Below are 21,237 nucleotides of genomic sequence, written 5' to 3' on the forward strand. Positions count from 1 at the left end.
CAGTAGGATTTAGCTTAGGTTGACCTGAGGCTATTTCTGACATAATGACGGCTCTGACAAACAATGGTATTCTGCCCGCAACTCTTAAGGACATCTATTTCCGGAGCGATGTGGCGGATTCTGGTGAGAAATTTATTCTTGATCTCTTTTTTCCGACTCACTCTGGTGTTAATGCTGTTCATTATGGTGGGCCCAGCGACGGCAGGCACGCTCACGGAAACGGATAAATCGGTACGCTCGATAGTCTCAGGCATTGTGAGCTATACGCGATGGCCGTCACTATCCGGGCAGCCTAAACTCTGCATCTATGCCACTTCTCACTATACGCACGCGCTTAGCGGCGACGAAGGGCACAACGAGTTACCCTATACTCCCGCTATTGTACATAACGATCGGGAAGCCCTGGCCGCGACGTGCGATGCGATTTATTTCGGGTCTGAATCACCGGCAAAACAACTTGAATTAATAAGCCAATATCAGGGCAGAGCATTGCTATTAATCTCAGAGCAAAATCCGGAATGTGTAATTGGCAGTGCCTTTTGCCTGATGATCGATCGTGGCCAGGTCCGGTTCTCCGTCAACCTGGATGCATTGACGCGCAGTGGCGTAAGAGTCAATCCGGATGTATTAATGCTGGCACGGAATAAGCAGCATGGATAAAGATTTCACTTCAACGCCACGTCCGACGTTTAAAAGAACGTTGAGGCGAAACAGCATGATAAGCGTCATTATCACGATGACGTTAATATGGCTGTTGCTCTGTTTTGCTTCCGTTGTGACGTTAAAACAATACGCGCAAAAGAATCTCGAATTAACCGGCGCCACAATGAGCCACAGCCTGGAAGCCTCGCTGGTTTTCAACGACTCGCTGGCGGCCAACGAAACGCTTGCCGCCCTGGGCAAACAGGGGCAGTTTGCCGCGGCGGAGGTGATTAATGCGCATAAAAAGCGGTTCGCCTACTGGTCCTGGAACCCGGAAGATAACAACGACACGCTGGGCGCGCTGGTCAGCCGCTGGCTTTTCCCCGTACCGGTTGCGCAGCCCATCATGCATAACGGCTTAACGATCGGCGAAATTCGCCTTACCGCGCGTGACAGTTTGATCAGCCATTTCATCTGGACGTCGTTTGCCGTACTGACTGGCTGCATTCTCTTTGCCGCCGTCGTCGCGCTCATCATTACCCAGTCTTTGCATCGTGGAATGGTCACGGCGCTGCAGAACATTACCGACGTCGTGCATGACGTGCGCACGAACCGAAATTTCTCCCGCCGGGTGAAAGACGGCCGTATCGAAGAATTTCACCAGTTTGGCGAAGACTTCAATAGTCTTCTGGATGAAATGGAAGAGTGGCAGCTGAAGCTTCAGGCGAAAAATGCCCAGCTGTTGCGGACCGCCATGCACGACCCGCTTACCGGTCTTGCCAACCGCGCGGCGTTTCGTAACAGCATTGCGGCATTAATGAATGACCCTTCAGCCAGAACCAACTCGGCCCTGCTCTTCCTCGACGGTGATAATTTTAAGTTTATTAACGACACCTGGGGACACGCGGCAGGAGACTGCGTGCTGATCGAAGTCGCCAGCAGAATGATGGAGTTTGGCGACAAACGTCATCAGTCCTACCGTCTTGGCGGTGACGAATTTGCCATGGTGCTGTACGGCGTGCACTCTGAGCTTGAGGTTCAACATATTTGTGCTGCGCTTTCGCAGCAGTTTATCCGTCCGTTTGATCTTCATAACGGACAAAAAGCATCGATGTCACTCAGCATTGGCTTTGCTCTGGCCTGGGAAAATACTTCCGTGGAAGCATTACTGGAGAGGGCTGACCGCAACATGTACCAGGTTAAAAACCAGCGTACGAAAACAATAAGTTAGAAAGGATACACTATGTTAAAACGTTACTTCGCGCCCTTAGTCCTGGCCTCACTGGTTCTGGCAGGCTGCCAGTCGCCGCCGGAAGGCAAATTCACTCCTGAGCAAATTGCGGCGATGAAGTCTTACGGTTTTAACGAACTGAACGGTGACTGGTCGCTTGGGATGTCGGACACCATCCTGTTTGATAAAAATGATGCCAGGCTGCGATCGGAGAGTGAAACGCAGATCCAGTCCATGGCCTCTCGCCTGGCGGAAACCGGCCTGACCCACGCGCGAATGGACGGTCACACGGATAACTACGGGGAAGAGAGCTACAACGAAGCGCTCTCGTTAAAACGCGCCAACGCCGTGGCCGATGCCTGGGCGAAGGGGGCAAATATCCCGCGCAGCAATCTCACCACGCGGGGATTAGGTCAAAAATATCCGGTTGCGAGCAACAGTACCTCACAAGGGCGCGCTGAAAACCGCCGCGTCGCAGTGGTGATCAGCACGCCATAAGGCTATTTAGCGGAGGATTCGGCGAGCGTCACCCTGGTTGCCGCTCGCCAGCGCAGCCAGTCCACCAGAACAAACAGCGCCAGACTCACGCCCATGACCGGCAATGCCAGTCCCAACAGTACGCTGATTAACACCGTAACGCCTCTTCCCCACACTGACAAGGCAAGCCAGCTCTGGCAAAGCGTCTGTACCGGACTCACAGCCGATTGCGCCGGACGACGCATCCACCACATCCGGTATCCCCAGATAATGAGCACGCAAAGGGCGAGGCCGAACGCAACCAGCAGCAGCTGATTTGCGAGGCCGAATAAGATCCCCATATGGAAATCCACGCCCCAGCGGGTCAGTTTTGCCATTAGCGGGAAATCCTTGAATCGGGTTCTGTCCAGAACCTGCATCGTATGAGGATCAACCGCCACGGCGTCCACCTGGGTCGGCCAGCTGCGATCGATTTCCGTCACGGTCCAGGCGCGATCCATCGTTTTCGCCGGGCGGATCTCCAGCTTGCCGGCATCAATACCCGCGTTACGCGCCGCGCTTAACACGCCGTCAAACTGCGTCAAATCCATCGCCATTTCCGGCATCACCATTCCACCGTGATGACTGCGGTGTTCGGCATGTTCATCCATGACCTCATGTTGGCCGGATAGCGTCGTGTTCACCTGCGGGGTGAGCCAGTTCATCTCTGCACGCAGCTTATCCACGTTTCCGCCAGCCCACTGGGACCAGGTCAGGCCGGTTGCGGAGAACAGCAGCATTCCACCCAGCAGGCTCCAGCCCAGCGTCACGTGTACCCGACGCCGGTTCTGGAAGCGATTGTTGATCCGCCGTTTGGGCCGGGTATAACACCACAGGGCAATACCGCCCAGCGCGGCGACCCACATCCACGAGGCCGCAAGCTCGCTGTAAAGGCGCCCAATGTCGCCCTGCATCAGGGAAGTATGCAGGTAATCAATGGTCTGACGCAGGGGTAAAATCCCGCTGGTGCCGTATACCGTCAGATCTCCCAGCACCGTCAGGCTTACCGGATCGATAAAGATAGCCCGGTTCTCCGATGGCCCAAGTTTCGGGTCAGCGAACATCACGCGGGTGGTTTCGCCCTCAACCAGCCCCGGACGAACGGCGTGCAAACGTAAATCTGATCCAACGGTTTTTTCCGCCACGGCGATTTGTTCCGCCAGAGGATGTGGCTCGCCCACGGAATCTGTGTGGAGCGCGTGCCGGTAGAGCGCGTTTTCCAGCTGTGGGGTCGCCACATACAACGTCCCGGTCAGCGCGGCGAAGAAGATAAACGGGCCGACAAACAGCCCAACGTAGAAATGAAGGCGACGCAGCAGGTTTCCCCATGCCGCGCGCGAGGTGCAGGTAGTCATACTTTTCCTTTTTAAGGCAAAAAGTTATCGATATTTTTTTATTGGGGAAAAAGCAGACTGCCGCGGCGGCGCGCGGGTATCAGGGTAAAGCCAGGGGAAAAAGTGCCAGTGCTTGACCGCCTGACGCGGCGGCTTAACGCGAAGCCTCTGCAGCACCACGCTGAGCAGGACGATGAGCGCCAGCATCACGCCAGGGACATGCGCTAACAGCACGCAGTAGCCACAGGCTTCCGCATGGTCGACGGGCATCGTGCGCGGCATATCGCCGTGATGCTCGTCCATCGACATCATGCTCATGTCATGATGCATGCCCGGCATGGCGCTCATGGGATCTTTCTGCAATGAGACGGAGATAAGGGGTGCTACCACGATCAGCAGGATCGCGAACAGCGCGGTCAATGCCGCTGCGCGTTTCCAGCTATACTGATGCAGTACGTTATCCACTTCCCCTCCATTCAAGAGGCAAGCATTGTAAATGATTTATGACGAAAGGGTTAACGCGAGAGGTGCGATGGAATAAAAAAAGGGCCGGCCTTTCGGCCAGCCCTTTCTAACAGGATGTCGCTTAAGCGAATCTTAGTTCAGACGCTCTTTAATACGAGCAGACTTACCAGTACGCTCACGCAGGTAGTACAGTTTAGCTTTACGTACAGCACCACGACGTTTAACAGCAATGCTGTCAACTACCGGAGAGTGAGTCTGGAAGACACGCTCAACGCCTTCGCCGTTGGAAATTTTACGAACAGTGAATGCAGAGTGCAGACCGCGGTTACGAATAGCGATAACCACGCCCTCGAATGCCTGCAGACGTTTTTTGGAACCTTCAACAACCCATACTTTCACTTCCACGGTGTCACCTGGACGGAAGGAAGGTACGTCCTGCTTCATCTGCTCTTGTTCAAGTTGCTTAATAATGTTGCTCATAATTTAATCTCTTATCCTGGGTAAACTGATATTCGGGAGCGTATTACGCATTCCCATCATGTTCATGCTGCTGTTGCGCGTGTTCAGTTTTGAACTCGGCCAGCAACTTTGCTTGCTCTTCAGTCAGAGCCAGGTTTTCCAGAAGTTCAGGTCTTCTAAGCCAGGTTCGGCCCAGCGACTGCTTCAAACGCCAGCGACGTATCTCGGCATGGTTTCCAGACAGTAACACTGCCGGTACTTCCATTCCTTCTAACACTTCAGGACGGGTATAGTGTGGACAGTCCAGCAATCCATCGGCAAAGGAATCTTCCGTTGCCGAAGCTTCATGGCCCAGTACTCCCGGAATGAACCGGGCGACGGAGTCAATCAGCGTCATTGCGGGTAACTCACCACCGCTGAGAACGTAATCGCCGATAGACCATTCTTCGTCAATCTCGGTTTGAATTACGCGCTCATCTATCCCTTCGTAGCGACCACAAACCAGAATCAGTTTTTGATTCGTCGCCAGTTCGCTGACGCCCGCTTGATCAAGCTTGCGTCCCTGAGGTGACAGATAAATCACCTTTGCGCCTTCACCTGCCGCGGCTTTTGCTGTGTGAATGGCGTCCCGTAAGGGTTGCACCATCATTAGCATCCCCGGTCCGCCGCCGTAAGGACGATCGTCCACGGTACGGTGCCGGTCATGAGTAAAGTCACGCGGACTCCAGCTCTGGATGCTCAGCAGGCCATTCTTTACTGCCCGGCCAGTTACCCCGTAATCGGTAATCGCGCGGAACATTTCAGGAAACAGGCTAATTATGCCAATCCACATAGCGCCGTCTTTTACCGTTTATCCGGAGAATTTAAAAACCAGGATCCCAATCTACTTCAATGGTTTGAGTAGTGAGATCGACTTTCTTGATAACCTGTCCATCGAGGAACGGGACCAACCGCTCCTTGATGCCAAATGCATCTTTCAGGTTTGCCTTAATGACGAGAACGTCATTTGACCCGGTTTCCATCATATCGATGACTTTCCCCAGGCTGTAGCCTTCAGTAGTGACTACCTGGCAACCCATAAGGTCTTTCCAGTAGTAGTCGCCCTCTTCCAGCTGTGGCAACTGCGACGAATCCACGACAATTTCACAATTAGTCAGCGCATTCGCGGCATCACGATCGTCAACGCCTTTCAGCTTGATGATGATGTCCTGATTGTGGTGACGCCAGCTTTCCAGCTCGACCTCTTCCCACTTACCGCCTTTCTGGATAAACCAGGGCTGGTAATTAAAAATGCTATCAGCGTCTTCAGTGGAGGAAAACACTCTGAGCCAACCACGGATACCGTAGCAAGAACCCATTTTTCCCAATACGATCGGTTCAACAGGTGCTTTATTGCTCATCATGACCACCGTGACAGATTAAGCTGCTTTGTTTGCTGCTTTGATCAGCGTAGCAACGCGATCGGAAACAGTAGCGCCCTGGCCAACCCAGTGAGCGATACGATCCAGATCCAGACGAGTTTCTTCTTCTGCGCCAGCGGCCAGTGGGTTGAAGAAACCAACGCGCTCGATGAAGCGACCGTTGCGTGCATTACGGCTGTCAGTCACAACAACCTGGTAGAACGGACGCTTTTTAGCGCCGTGACGTGCTAAACGAATAGTTACCATAACATCCTCTTGTGTGAATAAAACAACCGGGCCCCATCGAGGAACGGAGCCCGGGTGTCATATTAAAAGCCCGAAAATTTTACTCATTTTCGGGCAAAAAGCAATCTCAAAAGCGATTAACGCCCTGGAAAACCGGGAGGCATCATCCCTTTCATGCCGCGCATCATCTTCGCCATGCCGCCTTTCTTCATTTTCTTCATCATGCGCTGCATGTCGTCGAACTGTTTCAGAAGGCGGTTAACGTCCTGCACCTGCATGCCGCAACCGGCTGCAATACGGCGTTTACGGGAACCTTTGATGATGTCCGGATTAGCGCGTTCTTTAAGGGTCATCGAGTTGATGATCGCCTCCATACGCACCAGCACCTTGTCATCCATCTGTGCTTTCACGTTGTCAGGGATCTGGCCCATGCCCGGCAGTTTGCCCATCAGGCTGGCCATGCCGCCCATGTTTTTCATCTGACGCAGCTGCTCAAGGAAGTCAGTCAGATCGAAACCGTCACCTTTTTTCAGCTTGCTGGCCAGCTTCTCGGCCTGCGCGCGGTCAACCTTGCTTTCGATATCTTCGATCAGCGACAGCACGTCGCCCATGCCGAGGATACGGGAGGCAATACGATCCGGGTGGAACGGCTCCAGCGCTTCGGTTTTTTCGCCCACGCCGAGGAATTTGATCGGCTTGCCGGTGATGTGGCGAATGGAGAGGGCCGCACCGCCGCGGGCGTCACCGTCCACTTTGGTCAGCACCACGCCGGTTAACGGCAGCGCTTCGTTAAACGCTTTCGCGGTATTCGCCGCATCCTGACCGGTCATAGCGTCGACGACAAACAGGGTCTCTACCGGGTTGATAGAGGCATGCACCTGCTTGATCTCGTCCATCATCGCTTCGTCAACATGCAGACGACCGGCGGTATCCACCAGCAGCACGTCGTAGAATTTCAGCTTCGCCTCTTTCAGCGCGGCGTTAACGATGTCGACAGGCTTCTGCGCCACGTCGGACGGGAAGAAATCCACGCCAACCTGCTCTGCCAGGGTTTCCAGCTGCTTGATCGCCGCCGGGCGATAGACGTCCGCAGAGACCACCAGCACTTTCTTCTTGTGCTTTTCGCGCAGGAATTTACCCAGCTTACCGACGCTGGTGGTTTTACCCGCGCCCTGCAGGCCCGCCATCAGCACCACGGCCGGTGGCTGAGCCGCCAGGTTAAGCACCTGGTTCTCTTCGCCCATCGCCGAAACCAGTTCGTTACGAACGATTTTGACGAACTCCTGACCCGGGGTCAGGCTCTTGTTAACTTCATGACCAACCGCCTTCTCTTTCACGCGGTTGATAAAATCACGAACAACCGGCAACGCCACGTCTGCTTCCAGCAGCGCCATGCGCACTTCGCGCAGCGTTTCCTTGATGTTGTCTTCAGTAAGGCGTCCGCGGCCGCTGATGTTGCGCAGCGTGCGCGACAAACGATCGGTTAAATTATCAAACATTGTCTCTCGCCTGAGTAGAAACGTTGGGCCGCCATGAGCGACACATACACAGAATTTTGCCGGAGTATAACATGAAGGCGCCTTTGTTGTTATGCAACGGTTGGAGCAGGCGTCACGTAACGTTATACTGCTTCTCTTTCTTATTAAGACAACTGTCGATGCCTATATGCCTGTTTTCGCACTGATCGCCCTTGTTGCCTACTCTGTCAGCCTCGCGCTGATTATTCCCGGACTGCTGCAAAAAAACAGCGGCTGGCGGCGCATGGCTATTCTTTCGGCGGTGATCGCACTGATTAGCCACGCCTTTGCGCTGGAATCACGCATTATCCCCGGCGACGGCAGCGTGCAAAACCTGAGCGTGCTGAACGTCGGCTCGCTGGTCAGCCTGATGATCTGTACGGTAATGACCATCGTCGCGTCTAAAAATCGCGGCTGGCTGCTGCTGCCGATTGTCTACACCTTCGCGCTGATCAATCTGGCCCTCGCCACCTTTATGCCTAATGAGTTCATTACGCATCTGGAGGCGACGCCGGGGATGCTGGTGCATATCGGCCTGTCGCTCTTTGCCTACGCGACGCTGATCATCGCCGCGCTTTATGCCATGCAGCTCGCCTGGATTGACTACCAGCTGAAAAACAAAAAACTGGCGTTTAACCATGAAATGCCGCCGCTGATGGTGATTGAGCGTAAGATGTTCCACATCACCCAGGTGGGAGTGGTGCTGCTGACGCTCACGCTCTGCACCGGGCTGTTTTACATGAAGAACCTGTTCAGCGTGGAGAATATCGATAAAGCGGTGCTCTCCATCATCGCGTGGTTTGTCTATATTGTCCTGTTATGGGGCCATTATCATGAAGGCTGGCGCGGTCGTCGCGTGGTCTGGTTCAACGTCGCGGGTGCGGGCATTCTCACCCTTGCCTATTTTGGCAGCCGCTTCATACAGCAATTTGCTGGCTAAGAAACAAAGGAGTTCCCCCTGGAACACATCTCAACCACCACGCTGATCGTTATCCTGATCGTCATGGTGGTCATCTCCGCCTATTTCTCCGGCTCGGAAACCGGCATGATGACCCTGAACCGCTACCGGTTACGTCATCGTGCTAAACAGGGTAACCGCGCCGCCCGTCGCGTTGAAAAACTGCTCCGCAAGCCGGATCGCCTGATTAGCCTGGTGCTCATCGGCAACAACCTCGTCAACATTCTGGCCTCTGCGCTCGGCACCATCGTCGGGATGCGCCTGTACGGCAACGCCGGGGTCGCAATTGCCACCGGCGTGCTGACGTTCGTGGTGCTGGTGTTTGCCGAAGTGCTGCCAAAAACCATCGCCGCGCTTTACCCTGAAAAGGTCGCCTATCCGAGCAGCTTCCTGCTGGCACCACTGCAGATCCTGATGATGCCGCTGGTCTGGCTGCTGAACATGGTGACGCGCGTCCTGATGCGGATGGTGGGAATCAAAGCCGACGTCACCATCAGCAGCGCGCTCAGCAAAGAGGAGCTGCGCACTATCGTGAATGAATCCCGCTCGCAGATCTCCCGGCGCAATCAGGACATGCTCCTGTCGGTGCTGGATCTGGAAAAGGTGAGCGTGAACGACATCATGGTGCCGCGTAACGAAATCGTCGGTATCGACATCAATGACGACTGGAAAGCCATCGTTCGCCAGCTAACGCACTCTCCGCACGGGCGCATTGTGCTGTACCGCGACTCGCTGGATGACGCCATCAGCATGCTGCGCGTGCGCGAAGCCTACCGTCTGATGACCGAGAAAAAAGAGTTCACCAAAGAGGTGATGCTGCGCGCCGCCGACGAAATTTATTACGTGCCGGAAGGAACACCGCTCAGCACGCAGCTGGTGAAATTCCAGCGCAACAAGAAGAAGGTCGGCCTGGTGGTCAATGAGTACGGCGATATCCAGGGGCTGGTGACGGTCGAAGATATTCTGGAAGAGATTGTCGGGGACTTTACCACCTCCATGTCGCCTTCCCTCGCGGAAGAGGTCACCCCGCAAAACGACGGCTCAGTGCTGATTGACGGAAGCGCGAACATTCGTGAACTCAACAAAGCCTTTAACTGGCATTTGCCGGAAGATGAGGCTCGCACCATTAACGGGATGATTCTGGAAGCGCTGGAAGAGATCCCGGCGGCGGGCACGCGGGTGCGCATCGAGCAGTACGATATTGATATCCTGGACGTGCAAGACAATATGATCAAGCAGGTGAAAGTCCTGCCCGTTAAACCCCTGCGCGAAAGTATCGCGGAGTAAGGTTGTAGGCCGGGTAAGGCGAACGCCGCTACCCGGCACTATGGATAGCGAATTACGCTTTCGCTTTCGCCACGGTCACCATCGCAGCGCGGATGGTACGGCCGTTCAGGGTATAGCCTTTCTGCATCACGCCCAGCACTTTACCGGCTTCAATCTCTTCAGATTCAACCATCGCAATGGCCTGGTGAACGTTTGGATCCAGCGGAACGTCGGTATCGGCAATCACTTCCACGCCAAACTTACGCACTACGTCGAGCATGGATTTCAGCGTCAGTTCGATACCTTCGATCATTGCGGCGTTGTCCGGATTCGCTTTGTCAGCCACTTCCAGCGCACGATCGAGGCTATCGATCACCGGCAGCAGTTCGTTGACGAATTTCTCCAGCGCAAATTTATGCGCCTTCTCAACGTCCTGCTCGGTACGACGACGCAGGTTTTCCATTTCCGCCTTGATGCGCAGAACACTGTCGCGTTCGCGATTCTGTGCTTCTACCAGCTGGGCTTCCAGATTCGCAATTTTTTCATCGCGCGGGTCCACCTGCTCAGCAGATGCGTCTGGCTCTACAGCCTCAACTTCATCGTGCTGTTCCGTGATAATTTCTTCAGGGGCTTGCCCCTCAGGCGTTTTCTGTTCTTTACTACTCATGAATTTCTCCGCGTTTTTCTGCATTCATCTCGCTAACTTCGCTTATTATGGGGATCAGTTTCCGGGATTCAAGGGAACAAGACAGATTGTCATCATTCATCAGGCACAAGGACCTCCAGAAAATGAATAATCATTTCAGGTGTATTGGGATCGTCGGGCATCCGCGTCACCCTACCGCACTAACGACACATGAAATGTTGTATCGCTGGTTGTGTAGCAAAGGCTATGAAGTGATGGTCGAGCAGCAGATTGCCCAGGAACTGCAGCTGAAGAGCGTCAAAACCGGCACGCTGGCAGAGATTGGCCAACAGGCCGATCTCGCCGTGGTGGTGGGCGGCGACGGCAACATGCTCGGCGCGGCCCGCACGCTGGCGCGTTATGACATCAAGGTCATCGGTATCAACCGTGGCAATCTCGGTTTTTTAACCGACTTGGACCCGGACAATGCGCAGCAGCAGCTGGCCGACGTGCTGGAAGGCCACTATATCAGTGAAAAACGCTTTTTACTGGAAGCGCAGGTGTGCCAGCAGGACTGCCAGAAACGCATCAGCACCGCCATTAACGAGGTTGTCCTTCACCCTGGCAAAGTGGCGCACATGATTGAGTTCGAAGTTTATATCGACGAGATCTTTGCCTTCTCCCAGCGTTCCGACGGGCTGATTATCTCGACACCGACCGGCTCAACCGCCTACTCGCTTTCTGCCGGCGGCCCGATCCTGACGCCCTCATTGGATGCCATTACCCTGGTACCGATGTTCCCGCACACGCTCTCCGCCCGCCCGCTGGTGATCAACGGCGACAGCACGATCCGTCTGCGCTTCTCGCACCGTCGTAACGACCTGGAGATCAGCTGCGACAGCCAGATTGCGCTGCCGATCCAGGAAGGTGAAGATGTGCTTATTCGCCGGTGTGATTACCACCTGAATTTGATTCACCCGAAAGATTACAGCTATTTCAATACATTAAGTTCGAAGCTTGGCTGGTCAAAAAAATTGTTCTGATTTAGCATCCAGTACTTTACTGTATAAAAAACCAGTTTATACTGTATGAAAACACAGTCATGGTTTTTCATACAGGAAAACAATTATGCTGGCACAACTGACCATCAGCAACTTTGCCATTGTTCGTGAGCTTGAGATCGATTTCCACAGCGGCATGACGGCGATCACCGGGGAAACCGGTGCGGGTAAATCCATTGCCATTGATGCCCTCGGCTTGTGCCTTGGCGGCCGCGCCGAGGGCGACATGGTGCGCATGGGCGCAAACCGTGCCGACCTGTGCGCCCGCTTCTCCCTGAAAGACACCCCTGCTGCTCAGCGCTGGCTGGAGCAGAACCAGCTTGAAGATGGACGTGAGTGTTTACTTCGCCGTGTGATCAGCAGCGACGGTCGCTCACGCGGCTTTATCAACGGTACGGCGGTCCCGCTCTCCCAGCTTCGTGAACTCGGCCAGCTGCTTATCCAGATCCACGGTCAGCACGCGCATCAGCAACTCGTTAAACCCGAACAGCAGAAAGCGCTGCTGGATGGCTATGCGGGTGAGTACGCGCTTACTCAGCTTATGGCGGAGCACTATCGCCAGTGGCATCAGAGCTGCCGCGAGCTCGCTCAGCACCAGCAGCAAAGCCAGGAGCGCGCCGCCCGTGCGGAGCTGCTGGAATACCAGCTCAAAGAGCTGAACGAATTTAACCCGCAGGCGGGTGAGTTTGAGCAAATCGACGAAGAGTACAAGCGCCTGGCGAACAGCGGACATCTGCTCTCAACCAGCCAGAATGCGCTCAACCTGCTCGCGGATGGCGAAGACGTGAACCTGCAGAGCCAGCTTTATAACGTCCGTCAGCTGCTTACCGAACTGGTCGGCATGGACAGCAAACTGTCTGGCGTCCTGGATATGCTGGAAGAGGCGGCCATTCAGATCTCTGAAGCCGGTGACGAACTTCGCCACTACTGTGAGCGTCTGGATCTCGACCCGAACCGTCTTTTTGAGCTGGAGCAGCGTATCTCCCGTCAGATCTCGCTGGCGCGCAAGCTCCACGTTACGCCGGAAGAGCTGCCGGGCTACTATCAGTCTCTGCTGGACGAGCAGCAGCAGCTTGACGATCAGGCTGACTCGCAGGAGACCCTCTCTCTGGCGGTGAATCTGCACCATGAACAGGCGCTGGCGACAGCGCAAAAGCTGCATGAAATTCGTCAGCACTATGCTCAGGAGTTAAGCCAGCACATTACCGACAGCATGCACACGCTGGCGATGCCGCATGGCGTCTTCACCATTGACGTTCGCTTTGAAGAGAATCACCTGACGGCGGAAGGTGCGGATCGCATCGAATTCCGCGTCACCACCAACCCGGGGCAGCCGCTGCAGGCGATTTCCAAAGTGGCCTCCGGCGGTGAACTGTCACGTATTGCGCTGGCGATTCAGGTGATCACCGCGCGTAAAATGGACACCCCGGCGCTGATTTTCGATGAAGTGGATGTCGGCATCAGCGGCCCGACGGCGGCGGTGGTGGGTAAACTGCTGCGCCAGCTCGGCGAATCCACGCAGGTGATGTGTGTCACCCACCTGCCGCAGGTCGCGGGCTGCGGTCATCATCACTTTATTGTCAGCAAAGAAACCGACGGCGAAATGACCGAAACGCACATGAAGCCGCTGGATAAACGTGCGCGTCTGCAGGAGCTGGCACGCCTGCTCGGCGGCAGCGAAGTCACGCGTAACACGCTCGCGAACGCGAAAGAACTGCTGGCGGCATAAACTTTTTCGGGATCTCAGGGTCATACAGAACAACAAAAACGCCGCCAGACCGGTTTCAAAGTGGGGCAAGGTCTATTATCATCGGCATATTACATATGAGCCGCGTTCTGCTCGGGCCCGAAAAGGAATCAAATCACTATGCGTTGTAAAATGCTGACCGCTGCCGCAGCGGTTCTTCTGATGTTGACCGCAGGCTGTTCCACTCTGGAGAAAGTGGTTTACCGTCCTGACATCAACCAGGGGAACTACCTTACCCCTAACGATGTGTCCAAAATCCGCGTGGGGATGACACAACAGCAGGTCGCTTATGCACTGGGAACCCCGATGATGTCCGATCCGTTCGGCACTAACACCTGGTTCTATGTATTCCGCCAGAAGCCGGGCCATGAAGATGCGACCCAGCAGACCCTGACGCTGACCTTCAGCAGCGCCGGTGTGTTGACCAACATCGACAACAAGCCTGCCCTGACTAAATAATCCGGTGTCAGAAATGCAAAAAGGTGCTCATTGAGCACCTTTTTTGTATCTGAGTTCTTACGAAGAATCGTAGCCCCGGTAAGCGCAGCGCCACCGGGGAAGAAAGCGCTACTTACTGGCCTTCTCCGCGCGTTGGCGACGCAGCTCTTTCGGGTCGGCAATCAGTGGACGATAAATCTCCACCCGGTCGCCCTCTTTCAGCACATCGCCCAGCTTCACCGGACGGCTGTAAATCCCGACCTTGTTCTTCGCCAGGTCGATATCGCTGCGAAGCTCGAGGATGCCGGAAGCACGGATGGCCGCCTCAACGGTCGCCCCCTCTTCCAGCGTCACGCGCTGCAGATACTGCTTCTCCGGCAGCGCATAAACCACTTCTACAGCAATCTTATGCGACACTGTAAACCTCTTTGGCGCGGGTGGTGAACGCCTGAACCATATTCGATGCCAGCTCTTTAAAGATGCGGCCAAACGCCAGCTCAATCAGCTTATTGGTGAACTCGAAGTCCAGATGGAACTCAATGCGGCAGGCGTCAGCGCTCAGCGGCGTAAACTTCCAGCCTCCCATCAGGGTTTTGAACGGACCATCCACCAGATGCATCAAAATACTCTGATTGTTTGTCAGCGTATTACGGGTGGTGAACGTCTTGCTGATCCCCGCTTTGGAGACATCCACCGCCGCGGTCATCTGCGTCGGGCCAGACTCCAGAACGCGGCTCCCGGTGCATCCCGGAATAAATTCTGGATAAGACTGAACATCGTTCACTAACTGATACATTTGTTCCGCGCTGTAAGGCACAAGCGCAGTACGGCTAATCTGAGGCATAGCATTTCCCATGGTCACACAACGGACAAATAATAACATTTATCACCTGTTAAAAAAACGCTAAGCCTCATCTCGTGCTAAGATAGCGCGTTAGACCTCACAGGACGCAATGAGGTGACTTTTTGAAATCAGATTACCGACGGCTTTACGACACTTATGACGAAGAAAAAAGCACATAAACCAGGCTCGGCGACCATTGCGCTCAACAAGCGTGCTCGCCACGAGTATTTCATTGAAGAAGAATTCGAAGCTGGCCTTGCGTTGCAGGGCTGGGAAGTAAAATCGCTGCGCGCCGGGAAAGCCAACATCGGCGATAGCTACGTCATCCTGAAAGATGGCGAAGCCTTCCTGTTCGGCGCGAACTTTACGCCGCTGACCGTCGCCTCTTCACACTACGTGTGTGACCCTACGCGCACGCGCAAATTGCTGCTGAACAAGCGTGAGCTGGAATCCCTCTACGGACGCATCAACCGCGAAGGTTTCACCGTGGTCGCCCTGTCGCTGTACTGGAAAAACGCCTGGTGCAAAGTGAAAGTTGGCGTCGCGAAGGGTAAAAAACAGCACGACAAACGTACTGACCTGAAAGAGCGCGAGTGGCAGCTGGACAAAGCGCGCATTATGAAAAACGCAGGACGTTGATTCTGCACACTTATTGTACTATTCAATAAGTTAGCGTTCCGGGCTGGTATCCAGGAAGTGAAATCTGGTATACTCAGTTCAACACTATTGGGGCTGATTCTGGATTCGACGGGATTTGCGAAACCCAAGGTGCATGCCGAGGGGCGGTTTGCCTCGTTAAAAGCCGCAAAAAAATAGTCGCAAACGACGAAAACTACGCTTTAGCAGCTTAATAACCTGCTCTGAGCCCTCTCTCCCTAGCTTCCGCTCTTAAGACGGGGATCAAAGAGAGGTCAAACCCAAAAGAGATCGCGTGGAAGCCCTGCCTGGGGTTGAAGCGTTAAAACTAATCAGGCTAGTTCGTTAGTGGCGTGTCTGTCCGCAGCTGGCGTGCGAATGTAAAGACAAACTAAGCATGTAGTACCGAGGATGTAGAAATTTCGGACGGGGGTTCAAATCCCCCCAGCTCCACCAAATAAAACAAGGGGTTACGTGAAAACGTAGCCCCTTTTTAATTGGTAGTGGCGGCAAAATGGCGGCAGCCACTTTTCCCACCGTTCATCAACGACTGTAGCCGTTTATGTAATAAAGGTGATTCACATGGAAGAAATGCATTTTGTTTACATCAATGCTAATGCACGCATTGGTGCACATTCGATAAGTAATATTAGCCACAGCGATAGCCACATTCAGGGGATATGCCAATCAACTCATTCGATTAGGACATTTCGTAAGGATAGAATCATTCAGGAATTCTCATCAGCAGATGAGGCTCAACAGTCCTGCCAATCTTTCCTCCCTGAGAACTACCTCCATTTAACCAAAATAATTAAGCCCAAAACCCTCACTTTTGATGTCTGCTTTACAGGTTTCAAAAAGGCAGATAAAGAGCGTTTGATTGAAGTTGCCGAGGCGCACAGCCTGACCGTAAGAAGTTCAGTTACTCAAAATCTGCAGATGCTCTGTTGTGGATACAATGCTGGCCCTTCCAAAGTAAATGCTGCACGTATGAAGGGAACGATCGTCATTGATGAGGAAAGTTTTGTGCATTTTATAGAAACGGGTGAAATTCCTGACGCATAAAAAACCTGCCGCAGCAGGTTCTTGATTTAAAAATTCATGTGCCCTTGACCACCCGGCGTAGGGTGTGGTGGGGCATTGTTAATTATTGTCGGCGTAACGATAAACCTCACTACCGTTTCATGGGTGACAAATGTGCTGCCGCAATTAATGTTCTGGCACTGGCAGTAACGCTCCTTCGTGCTATTAGTAACCTGAAAGCTGCTCCGGGTGTGTGCCGCATGTCCACACTTTGGGCAATTCATCATTTTTTATTCTCCGCCACCATTAAAATATCAATAATGATACACAAAGAATCAATATTGAGAACTTATTTATTCCATTTCTAAATCATCAATTTTAACCTCCAGCTCCAGACTGGTAGTAAAACCATTATCCGGGCTGACCGTATGCGTTAACGTTGTAATGGTCCATTCGGCATCGTCGATAGGCTGCTTAAAGCCGCTCACCTTTACTGGCATTTCGGTGTAGAGATCTGCCCGCCCCTCTGCGAGCTGCAGGGAGAAAGACGCAACACCACGCTGCAGACGCTCCCACTGCATTTTTGCCGCACGCTCAGCATTGCTGCGATTTGCGTAAGTACGGTTAAGAACCAGCACGTTTTCATCCGTTCCCACCAGATAATCACCCTGTTTTGCTTCCGGCTCTTTGGGCGCGGTGGTTTTCTTCCGGCGGCGCTTAACCCTGGTTGTTTCTTTTTTCTTGGGTTCGCGGGTATGCAGCCAGCTGGCAATTACTCCGGTATAGGCACCACGATCAGCCAGGGTAAAACGATGACCGTCACCGGATTTACGCTCAATGGTGATAACCGGCAACGGCTTACCGCTCGCCGTTCTTCCCTGCCCCTGCCGGATAAACAGCAGGTTTCCATCCTTAACGGAAGCAATCGCCCCATACTGGCGCGCCAGCTTCATCAGGAAACTGGCATCGCTTTCATTGGTCTGGTCCATGTGATCCAGCGCCTTGTCCGTCAGGTCTTTACCCAACGCCATTTTGAGGTTATGCCGTGCTGCGATTTCCGTTACCACATCGCCAACGGTTGTCTGGTGCCATGACTTTTCGCGCCGGGTATTGAGGGTTTCACGAAAATCGGCACTACGTGCGCGAATGGTCAGGTGGTCAGGAGCACCGCTATGCTCAATCTCATCCACCGTGAATGCCCCTTTTGGGAAAAGCGGCTGGCCCTTCCATCCCAGCGCCAGCTGAATAACGGCACCACGTCGCGGCAGAACTATCTGCCCGTCGGCGTCGTCCAGCTCCAGATCAAGCTGGTCAGCCTCAAAACCCCGGTTATCGGTCAGCGTCAGACTCATCAGGCGCGCGTCCAGCGCGGTAGTCACGTCCTTACCTTCAATGGTGATACTGAAAGCCGGGCTTTTGCCGTTCAGGTCAAAAAGATCAGAGCTAAAATTCACTGCAGCAACCCTCCAACCGTATTTTTAATATTACCTATCGCAGACGTTGCAGAGTCCTGCAGGTTACTGAGCTGATCGCTGAGACTGCCGAACATATCAGACAGCGACTCATCAACCCTTTTCAGGGTCAGCGTAAACTCAATACGGCGAGGCACTCCGCTTTCAAAAAATTCCGTTTTTGTCTGACTCAGGCTCTCGATCACAAACATGCCGTAAATGGTCCCGCTTCCCTCAATCAGGGGCCATGCTTTGCCCAGCTCTGCCATTTGCTCCAGCGCGAGCAATGAGAGCCTGCCCCCGGTGACTTCCGGCAGCAATACGCCAGATAACGTCAGCGAGTCATTATCCGGGCCAATAAACTGCGTTGATGGTCGGCGGTTCACCCGGCTGTTGGCGGCGTGTCGCCAGCTTCGCTGATACTGCAGCTCCTGATACGGCACTGTACGCAGCATGAAGACATATAACCCCAGCACCATCATCATGAATCATATCCCCCTTGATCACTGAAACTACTGCGCGCTTTAGCCCTGGCTTTGCGCTCGCGCTCGTCAAGCTGCCGCGCGACTTCGCGGGCAATATCCTGCGCACTCTGCCCTGGCTGGGCAGTGATATGAATGGGCGCGTTAATCTCATAACGGATCACTGGCGGTACGCTGGCAGATTTCGCAGGTTGACTTTGTTTGTATGCCATTGCCGGCAAGCTGTACGGATGCAGAGGTGCAGCCTCCGCAGGCGCTGCCGCTACGCCCATAACACCTGCAACGACGGAAGCCAGCGCGGCAGTGCGCCGTCTGCTGGTAACATTTGCGGGACCGTTCACAATTTCTGGGCCGTTCTCCCCAACGATGCCAAACTGACCACGCGGGATCGTGCCGCCATTGTCATACATTCCGGCAAACGGAACCGCAGCAGCCGCTGCTCCACCAACCACCTGCACCTGTGCTTTGCCTTGTGTTTTATCATTTCCGGTCATCCAGTCAGGCAGATAATCGGTGACTGAGGAAAGCTTGCTTTTAAGAGTCTCCCATTTGGCATTAATCCCATTGAGAATACTGTCAATAATGGCGCTGCCCATGTCCTGAAACTTCGCAGGAAGCGCGGCAACATCAGCCAGGATCGAATTCCATTTATCACTGATGGCCTGCCTGACACTGGCCCATGCCTCAGACACTCCGGCCTTAATGGCGTCCCAGTTTTTGGCAATCAAGCCCGGCAGGGTGTAATTGAAAAACAGGGATTTGATACCTTCCCATGCTGCGCTGGCTTTTTCTTTAATCCATTCCCATGCAGCGCCCGTGGCGCTACAGACCGCATCCCACATCGCTTTGAACTTCGTCCCGAGCGTGTCCCAGTTCTGCCAGATGTAGATGGCTCCCATGGCAATCAGCCCGATCACCGCCAGAATGGGGTTTGCGAACATCAGACGCCCCAGCCACACGATCCCCTGCCCCACGGCCCCGATGGCCTTTCCAATCAGCCCGAATGCTGATGAAAATTTCAGCCCCAGCACACCTGCACTCACTCTTACGAGGGCAACCGGCCCCAGCACTGAGGCCAGAGCCAGAGAAAGCGCGCCCGTAGCAGTCGCAACAACGGCAAATCCCGCCGCCAGCTTAAACAACACAGAAGTCAATTGCGGGTGTCGCTTAACAAAGCCATCCAGACCTGACGCCAGTTCCCCCAGCCAGTCAGCCAGCTTTTTTAATGCCGGGGCAACGGTTTCACCGATACTCGCCATCGCATTTGTAAAGGAGCCTGTCGCGGCTTCCCATTTGTTGCCGAGGGTATTCAGGGATGCATCTACGCGTTCACGTAGTGATGCCTGGTTTTCAAGTTTAGCCGCCGTTTCTCTGTATCCCTCAATCCCTTTATTGATCATGATGTTCAGAGCCTGAAGGGTTTCAGCATCATCACCAAAAAGGGTATTAATAACGGACTGTCTCTTGCCATCGTCAGTAATTTTTCTCAGCTTCTCCAACTGCGCATACAGGTTTTCCAGGCCAGCAAACTGCCCCTTATTATTCTGAAAACTTAGCTTTATCCCCGTTCCTGCCAGCGCGTCGTTTGCCTTTGCAATCTTTTTATTGTTCAGGGTAGCCTGAAAAATCTTGCGGTAGGCATTACCAGCAGACTCTCCCGCCATGCTCGCCTGATCAGCCATCACCAGAAGAGGGGCAAATGTCTTAGCCGCGTCCAGCCCCTTTTTATGAATAATGTCCATCGCGCTGCTGATTTTTGAGAAACCCTGCAGCATATTTCCTGAATCTACCCCCGCGTAGAATCCTTTCTGGATCACGTCCATCAGATTCATCATGTCTTTTTCGGAGGTCTGAGTAGCATCTTGTAACTTAGCCGCAAACTCAGCTGCTGCTGTGGGAGCCATCTGTAACTGCACGCCAAGATAAGCTGCTGACTCTCCCAAGCCGCCCAGGATGACCTGCGCCGACATACCCTGACGGCGTAGCATAGTCATCATGTTCTGAAAGTCGGCTGTTGTTCCCGGCAGCTTATCGCCCAAAGCAACTGCAAGCCGGTTAATTTTTTCAAATTCAGGCGCTACCTTTCCGCCCGGTCCCATCATTGATCCGGCGAGCTGATTCGCTGCATTTTCTGATTCTGAATAGGCTTTTACTGGAGCCAACAACGTCATGCCAGTAGTTACCCCAGCCGCCATCGCCCCTGCACCATTACCTGCCAGAGAGTTCCTTAACTCGCGGGTCTTTTCTGCCTTGGCTTTGATAGCGTTGAGCTTTCGCTGACGCTCGCCAACTTCACGCAGCCTGCGCTCTTGTTCAGCTAATTGTCGGTTATACCGCTCAGTTTCCCGTGCAATCCGCGCCGTCTCGCGCGCTCCGCCCCCAGCCGATAACCCCAGCCGATAAAGCTCAGCCCTGGCTGCCGCCATTTGGCGAGTTTCCTGTTGCTGTTTTTGTTCAAGACGAGAAACAGCACGCCACTGAGCTTCAAGCGCCTGCGTTTGTTTTTTTGTCGGAGATTCCAAAGATGACATTTCGCGCGTCATCATTTGAGCGCGTAGCCTCGCCTGATCCAGTTCGGCACCAGTACGGCTAACACTCTGAGTTAGCTGGTCGAAGGATTTAAGCTGACCTCCAGCATCACTCAGCTTTTTAATCTGTTCGCGGGTTTGTCGAATAGCTGATGCCAGCTCCTTAGAGCCAGCCTGTGCATTTTTAAATGGGCGGGTCAACTTATCCACCGCCCCCAGAACTACCTGCAGTCGCAGGTTATTATCACTCATCGCTGGCCCCGCTTCGCTGAATTGCCTTATGCCGCCACTCCAGCACATCAGTCAGCGGCATAACGTCAGTGATGGACGGCGACCAGTGAAAGATGGTGGCAATGTCTGCCACCAGG

Annotated in this window: 25 protein-coding genes and 1 other RNA gene; 11 read left to right on the forward strand and 15 right to left on the reverse strand. The window is 53.8% G+C overall.

The genetic code is table 11. The annotated features are described in order from the left end of the window. Positions 1 to 108: 108 nt before the first annotated feature. The 3 genes from ACOTXI_RS21750 to ACOTXI_RS21760 are packed head-to-tail and all read left to right on the forward strand — an operon-like array spanning position 109 to position 2,371. Positions 109 to 660, forward strand: a complete 552-nt coding sequence (locus ACOTXI_RS21750; RefSeq protein ID WP_021241999.1) for a YfiR family protein — start codon at positions 109 to 111, stop codon at positions 658 to 660. Further along, positions 653 to 1,873: a diguanylate cyclase DgcN gene (gene dgcN, locus ACOTXI_RS21755; protein ID WP_032675359.1), complete on the forward strand. Its 1,221-nt coding sequence runs from the start codon at positions 653 to 655 to the stop codon at positions 1,871 to 1,873. The genes ACOTXI_RS21750 and dgcN overlap by 8 nt, the downstream gene beginning before the upstream one ends. A gap of 12 nt (positions 1,874 to 1,885) precedes the next feature. Continuing rightward, entirely contained in the window at positions 1,886 to 2,371 is a 486-nt protein-coding gene (locus ACOTXI_RS21760) for an OmpA family protein (protein ID WP_008502478.1), read from the forward strand. 2 nt (positions 2,372 to 2,373) lie between these two features. Here ACOTXI_RS21760 and ACOTXI_RS21765 read toward each other — a convergent pair whose 3' ends face one another. From ACOTXI_RS21765 to ffh, 7 genes are all read right to left on the reverse strand, one after another. Continuing rightward, a complete protein-coding gene (locus tag ACOTXI_RS21765) occupies positions 2,374 to 3,744 on the reverse strand; it encodes a PepSY-associated TM helix domain-containing protein (RefSeq protein ID WP_058654394.1) in 1,371 nt (456 codons plus the stop codon). A 24-nt stretch (positions 3,745 to 3,768) separates the two neighbouring features. Continuing rightward, positions 3,769 to 4,188, reverse strand: coding sequence for a DUF2946 domain-containing protein (locus ACOTXI_RS21770; protein ID WP_058654393.1), 420 nt, complete (start codon positions 4,186 to 4,188; stop codon positions 3,769 to 3,771). A 132-nt stretch (positions 4,189 to 4,320) separates the two neighbouring features. Then, complete coding sequence (rplS, locus tag ACOTXI_RS21775) at positions 4,321 to 4,668, reverse strand: 50S ribosomal protein L19 (RefSeq protein WP_002914145.1); 348 nt, start codon at positions 4,666 to 4,668, stop codon at positions 4,321 to 4,323. Between the two features lie 43 nt (positions 4,669 to 4,711). Beyond that, the gene (gene trmD, locus ACOTXI_RS21780) at positions 4,712 to 5,479 is read right to left on the reverse strand and encodes a tRNA (guanosine(37)-N1)-methyltransferase TrmD (protein WP_008502493.1); all 768 of its coding nucleotides are present in this window, start codon (positions 5,477 to 5,479) and stop codon (positions 4,712 to 4,714) included. Positions 5,480 to 5,510: 31 nt separating this feature from the next. Further along, on the reverse strand, positions 5,511 to 6,050 hold the full coding sequence (rimM, locus tag ACOTXI_RS21785; RefSeq protein ID WP_021241995.1) for a ribosome maturation factor RimM: 540 nt from the start codon (positions 6,048 to 6,050) through the stop codon (positions 5,511 to 5,513). A 15-nt stretch (positions 6,051 to 6,065) separates the two neighbouring features. Continuing rightward, entirely contained in the window at positions 6,066 to 6,314 is a 249-nt protein-coding gene (gene rpsP / locus ACOTXI_RS21790) for a 30S ribosomal protein S16 (protein WP_003863133.1), read from the reverse strand. Between the two features lie 116 nt (positions 6,315 to 6,430). Further along, positions 6,431 to 7,792 carry a signal recognition particle protein gene (gene ffh / locus ACOTXI_RS21795; RefSeq protein ID WP_008502496.1) on the reverse strand — a complete coding sequence of 454 codons (1,362 nt, stop codon included), beginning with the start codon at positions 7,790 to 7,792 and terminating at the stop codon, positions 6,431 to 6,433. A 166-nt stretch (positions 7,793 to 7,958) separates the two neighbouring features. On the opposite strand from ffh, the gene ACOTXI_RS21800 reads away from it, so the two are divergent. Together ACOTXI_RS21800 and ACOTXI_RS21805 are read left to right on the forward strand one after the other, a co-directional pair. After that, positions 7,959 to 8,750 (forward strand): cytochrome C assembly family protein, encoded by a 792-nt coding sequence (locus ACOTXI_RS21800; RefSeq protein WP_032623031.1) that lies wholly within the window; start codon positions 7,959 to 7,961, stop codon positions 8,748 to 8,750. Positions 8,751 to 8,768: 18 nt separating this feature from the next. Then, positions 8,769 to 10,055 (forward strand): HlyC/CorC family transporter, encoded by a 1,287-nt coding sequence (locus tag ACOTXI_RS21805; RefSeq protein ID WP_025759264.1) that lies wholly within the window; start codon positions 8,769 to 8,771, stop codon positions 10,053 to 10,055. 52 nt (positions 10,056 to 10,107) lie between these two features. Here ACOTXI_RS21805 and grpE read toward each other — a convergent pair whose 3' ends face one another. Beyond that, complete coding sequence (grpE, locus tag ACOTXI_RS21810; protein WP_008502499.1) at positions 10,108 to 10,701, reverse strand: nucleotide exchange factor GrpE; 594 nt, start codon at positions 10,699 to 10,701, stop codon at positions 10,108 to 10,110. A gap of 122 nt (positions 10,702 to 10,823) precedes the next feature. Here grpE and nadK point away from each other — a divergent pair, with 122 nt between their 5' ends. From nadK to bamE, 3 genes are all read left to right on the forward strand, one after another. Next, positions 10,824 to 11,702: an NAD(+) kinase gene (gene nadK, locus ACOTXI_RS21815; RefSeq protein WP_008502500.1), complete on the forward strand. Its 879-nt coding sequence runs from the start codon at positions 10,824 to 10,826 to the stop codon at positions 11,700 to 11,702. A gap of 85 nt (positions 11,703 to 11,787) precedes the next feature. Further along, positions 11,788 to 13,449 carry a DNA repair protein RecN gene (gene recN, locus ACOTXI_RS21820; RefSeq protein ID WP_058654392.1) on the forward strand — a complete coding sequence of 554 codons (1,662 nt, stop codon included), beginning with the start codon at positions 11,788 to 11,790 and terminating at the stop codon, positions 13,447 to 13,449. A 138-nt stretch (positions 13,450 to 13,587) separates the two neighbouring features. Then, positions 13,588 to 13,926: an outer membrane protein assembly factor BamE gene (gene bamE / locus ACOTXI_RS21825; protein WP_008502502.1), complete on the forward strand. Its 339-nt coding sequence runs from the start codon at positions 13,588 to 13,590 to the stop codon at positions 13,924 to 13,926. 108 nt (positions 13,927 to 14,034) lie between these two features. Here bamE and ACOTXI_RS21830 read toward each other — a convergent pair whose 3' ends face one another. After that, complete coding sequence (locus tag ACOTXI_RS21830; protein ID WP_008502503.1) at positions 14,035 to 14,322, reverse strand: RnfH family protein; 288 nt, start codon at positions 14,320 to 14,322, stop codon at positions 14,035 to 14,037. Next, complete coding sequence (locus tag ACOTXI_RS21835) at positions 14,312 to 14,749, reverse strand: type II toxin-antitoxin system RatA family toxin (protein WP_008502504.1); 438 nt, start codon at positions 14,747 to 14,749, stop codon at positions 14,312 to 14,314. Before ACOTXI_RS21835 ends, ACOTXI_RS21830 begins: the two co-directional genes overlap by 11 nt. A 156-nt stretch (positions 14,750 to 14,905) precedes the next feature. On the opposite strand from ACOTXI_RS21835, the gene smpB reads away from it, so the two are divergent. The 3 genes from smpB to ACOTXI_RS21850 all read left to right on the forward strand — a co-directional run bounded on the left by smpB (position 14,906) and on the right by ACOTXI_RS21850 (position 16,450). After that, positions 14,906 to 15,388 (forward strand): SsrA-binding protein SmpB, encoded by a 483-nt coding sequence (gene smpB / locus ACOTXI_RS21840; protein ID WP_008502505.1) that lies wholly within the window; start codon positions 14,906 to 14,908, stop codon positions 15,386 to 15,388. Between the two features lie 89 nt (positions 15,389 to 15,477). After that, positions 15,478 to 15,841: a transfer-messenger RNA gene (gene ssrA / locus ACOTXI_RS21845) on the forward strand. A gap of 126 nt (positions 15,842 to 15,967) precedes the next feature. Then, on the forward strand, positions 15,968 to 16,450 hold the full coding sequence (locus tag ACOTXI_RS21850; RefSeq protein WP_103786876.1) for a hypothetical protein: 483 nt from the start codon (positions 15,968 to 15,970) through the stop codon (positions 16,448 to 16,450). Between the two features lie 26 nt (positions 16,451 to 16,476). Here ACOTXI_RS21850 and ACOTXI_RS21855 read toward each other — a convergent pair whose 3' ends face one another. The 5 genes from ACOTXI_RS21855 to ACOTXI_RS21875 form a co-directional block, all read right to left on the reverse strand. Continuing rightward, positions 16,477 to 16,695 (reverse strand): ogr/Delta-like zinc finger family protein, encoded by a 219-nt coding sequence (locus tag ACOTXI_RS21855; protein WP_103786877.1) that lies wholly within the window; start codon positions 16,693 to 16,695, stop codon positions 16,477 to 16,479. Between the two features lie 66 nt (positions 16,696 to 16,761). Further along, complete coding sequence (locus ACOTXI_RS21860) at positions 16,762 to 17,862, reverse strand: phage late control D family protein (RefSeq protein WP_103786878.1); 1,101 nt, start codon at positions 17,860 to 17,862, stop codon at positions 16,762 to 16,764. Next, the gene (locus ACOTXI_RS21865; RefSeq protein WP_103786879.1) at positions 17,859 to 18,344 is read right to left on the reverse strand and encodes a phage tail protein; all 486 of its coding nucleotides are present in this window, start codon (positions 18,342 to 18,344) and stop codon (positions 17,859 to 17,861) included. Before ACOTXI_RS21865 ends, ACOTXI_RS21860 begins: the two co-directional genes overlap by 4 nt. Continuing rightward, on the reverse strand, positions 18,341 to 21,121 hold the full coding sequence (locus ACOTXI_RS21870) for a phage tail tape measure protein (RefSeq protein ID WP_103786880.1): 2,781 nt from the start codon (positions 21,119 to 21,121) through the stop codon (positions 18,341 to 18,343). The genes ACOTXI_RS21865 and ACOTXI_RS21870 overlap by 4 nt, the downstream gene beginning before the upstream one ends. Next, a complete protein-coding gene (locus tag ACOTXI_RS21875) occupies positions 21,114 to 21,233 on the reverse strand; it encodes a GpE family phage tail protein (protein WP_000763315.1) in 120 nt (39 codons plus the stop codon). Before ACOTXI_RS21875 ends, ACOTXI_RS21870 begins: the two co-directional genes overlap by 8 nt. Positions 21,234 to 21,237 lie beyond the last annotated feature (4 nt).

The sequence above is a fragment of the Enterobacter cloacae complex sp. BZL2005 genome (genome assembly GCF_049238885.1).
Taxonomy (GTDB): domain Bacteria; phylum Pseudomonadota; class Gammaproteobacteria; order Enterobacterales; family Enterobacteriaceae; genus Enterobacter; species Enterobacter roggenkampii.

Coding starts and splice junctions, on each gene's coding strand:
- ACOTXI_RS21750 (WP_021241999.1), top strand. CDS start 109: ATGTGGCGGATTCTGGTGAGAAATTTATTCTTGATCTCTTTTTTCCGA.
- dgcN (WP_032675359.1), top strand. CDS start 653: ATGGATAAAGATTTCACTTCAACGCCACGTCCGACGTTTAAAAGAACG.
- ACOTXI_RS21760 (WP_008502478.1), top strand. CDS start 1,886: ATGTTAAAACGTTACTTCGCGCCCTTAGTCCTGGCCTCACTGGTTCTG.
- ACOTXI_RS21765 (WP_058654394.1), bottom strand. CDS start 3,744: ATGACTACCTGCACCTCGCGCGCGGCATGGGGAAACCTGCTGCGTCGC.
- rplS (WP_002914145.1), bottom strand. CDS start 4,668: ATGAGCAACATTATTAAGCAACTTGAACAAGAGCAGATGAAGCAGGAC.
- trmD (WP_008502493.1), bottom strand. CDS start 5,479: ATGTGGATTGGCATAATTAGCCTGTTTCCTGAAATGTTCCGCGCGATT.
- rimM (WP_021241995.1), bottom strand. CDS start 6,050: ATGATGAGCAATAAAGCACCTGTTGAACCGATCGTATTGGGAAAAATG.
- rpsP (WP_003863133.1), bottom strand. CDS start 6,314: ATGGTAACTATTCGTTTAGCACGTCACGGCGCTAAAAAGCGTCCGTTC.
- ffh (WP_008502496.1), bottom strand. CDS start 7,792: ATGTTTGATAATTTAACCGATCGTTTGTCGCGCACGCTGCGCAACATC.
- ACOTXI_RS21800 (WP_032623031.1), top strand. CDS start 7,959: ATGCCTGTTTTCGCACTGATCGCCCTTGTTGCCTACTCTGTCAGCCTC.
- grpE (WP_008502499.1), bottom strand. CDS start 10,701: ATGAGTAGTAAAGAACAGAAAACGCCTGAGGGGCAAGCCCCTGAAGAA.
- nadK (WP_008502500.1), top strand. CDS start 10,824: ATGAATAATCATTTCAGGTGTATTGGGATCGTCGGGCATCCGCGTCAC.
- recN (WP_058654392.1), top strand. CDS start 11,788: ATGCTGGCACAACTGACCATCAGCAACTTTGCCATTGTTCGTGAGCTT.
- bamE (WP_008502502.1), top strand. CDS start 13,588: ATGCGTTGTAAAATGCTGACCGCTGCCGCAGCGGTTCTTCTGATGTTG.
- ACOTXI_RS21835 (WP_008502504.1), bottom strand. CDS start 14,749: ATGCCTCAGATTAGCCGTACTGCGCTTGTGCCTTACAGCGCGGAACAA.
- smpB (WP_008502505.1), top strand. CDS start 14,906: ATGACGAAGAAAAAAGCACATAAACCAGGCTCGGCGACCATTGCGCTC.
- ACOTXI_RS21850 (WP_103786876.1), top strand. CDS start 15,968: ATGGAAGAAATGCATTTTGTTTACATCAATGCTAATGCACGCATTGGT.
- ACOTXI_RS21855 (WP_103786877.1), bottom strand. CDS start 16,695: ATGATGAATTGCCCAAAGTGTGGACATGCGGCACACACCCGGAGCAGC.
- ACOTXI_RS21865 (WP_103786879.1), bottom strand. CDS start 18,344: ATGATGATGGTGCTGGGGTTATATGTCTTCATGCTGCGTACAGTGCCG.
- ACOTXI_RS21870 (WP_103786880.1), bottom strand. CDS start 21,121: ATGAGTGATAATAACCTGCGACTGCAGGTAGTTCTGGGGGCGGTGGAT.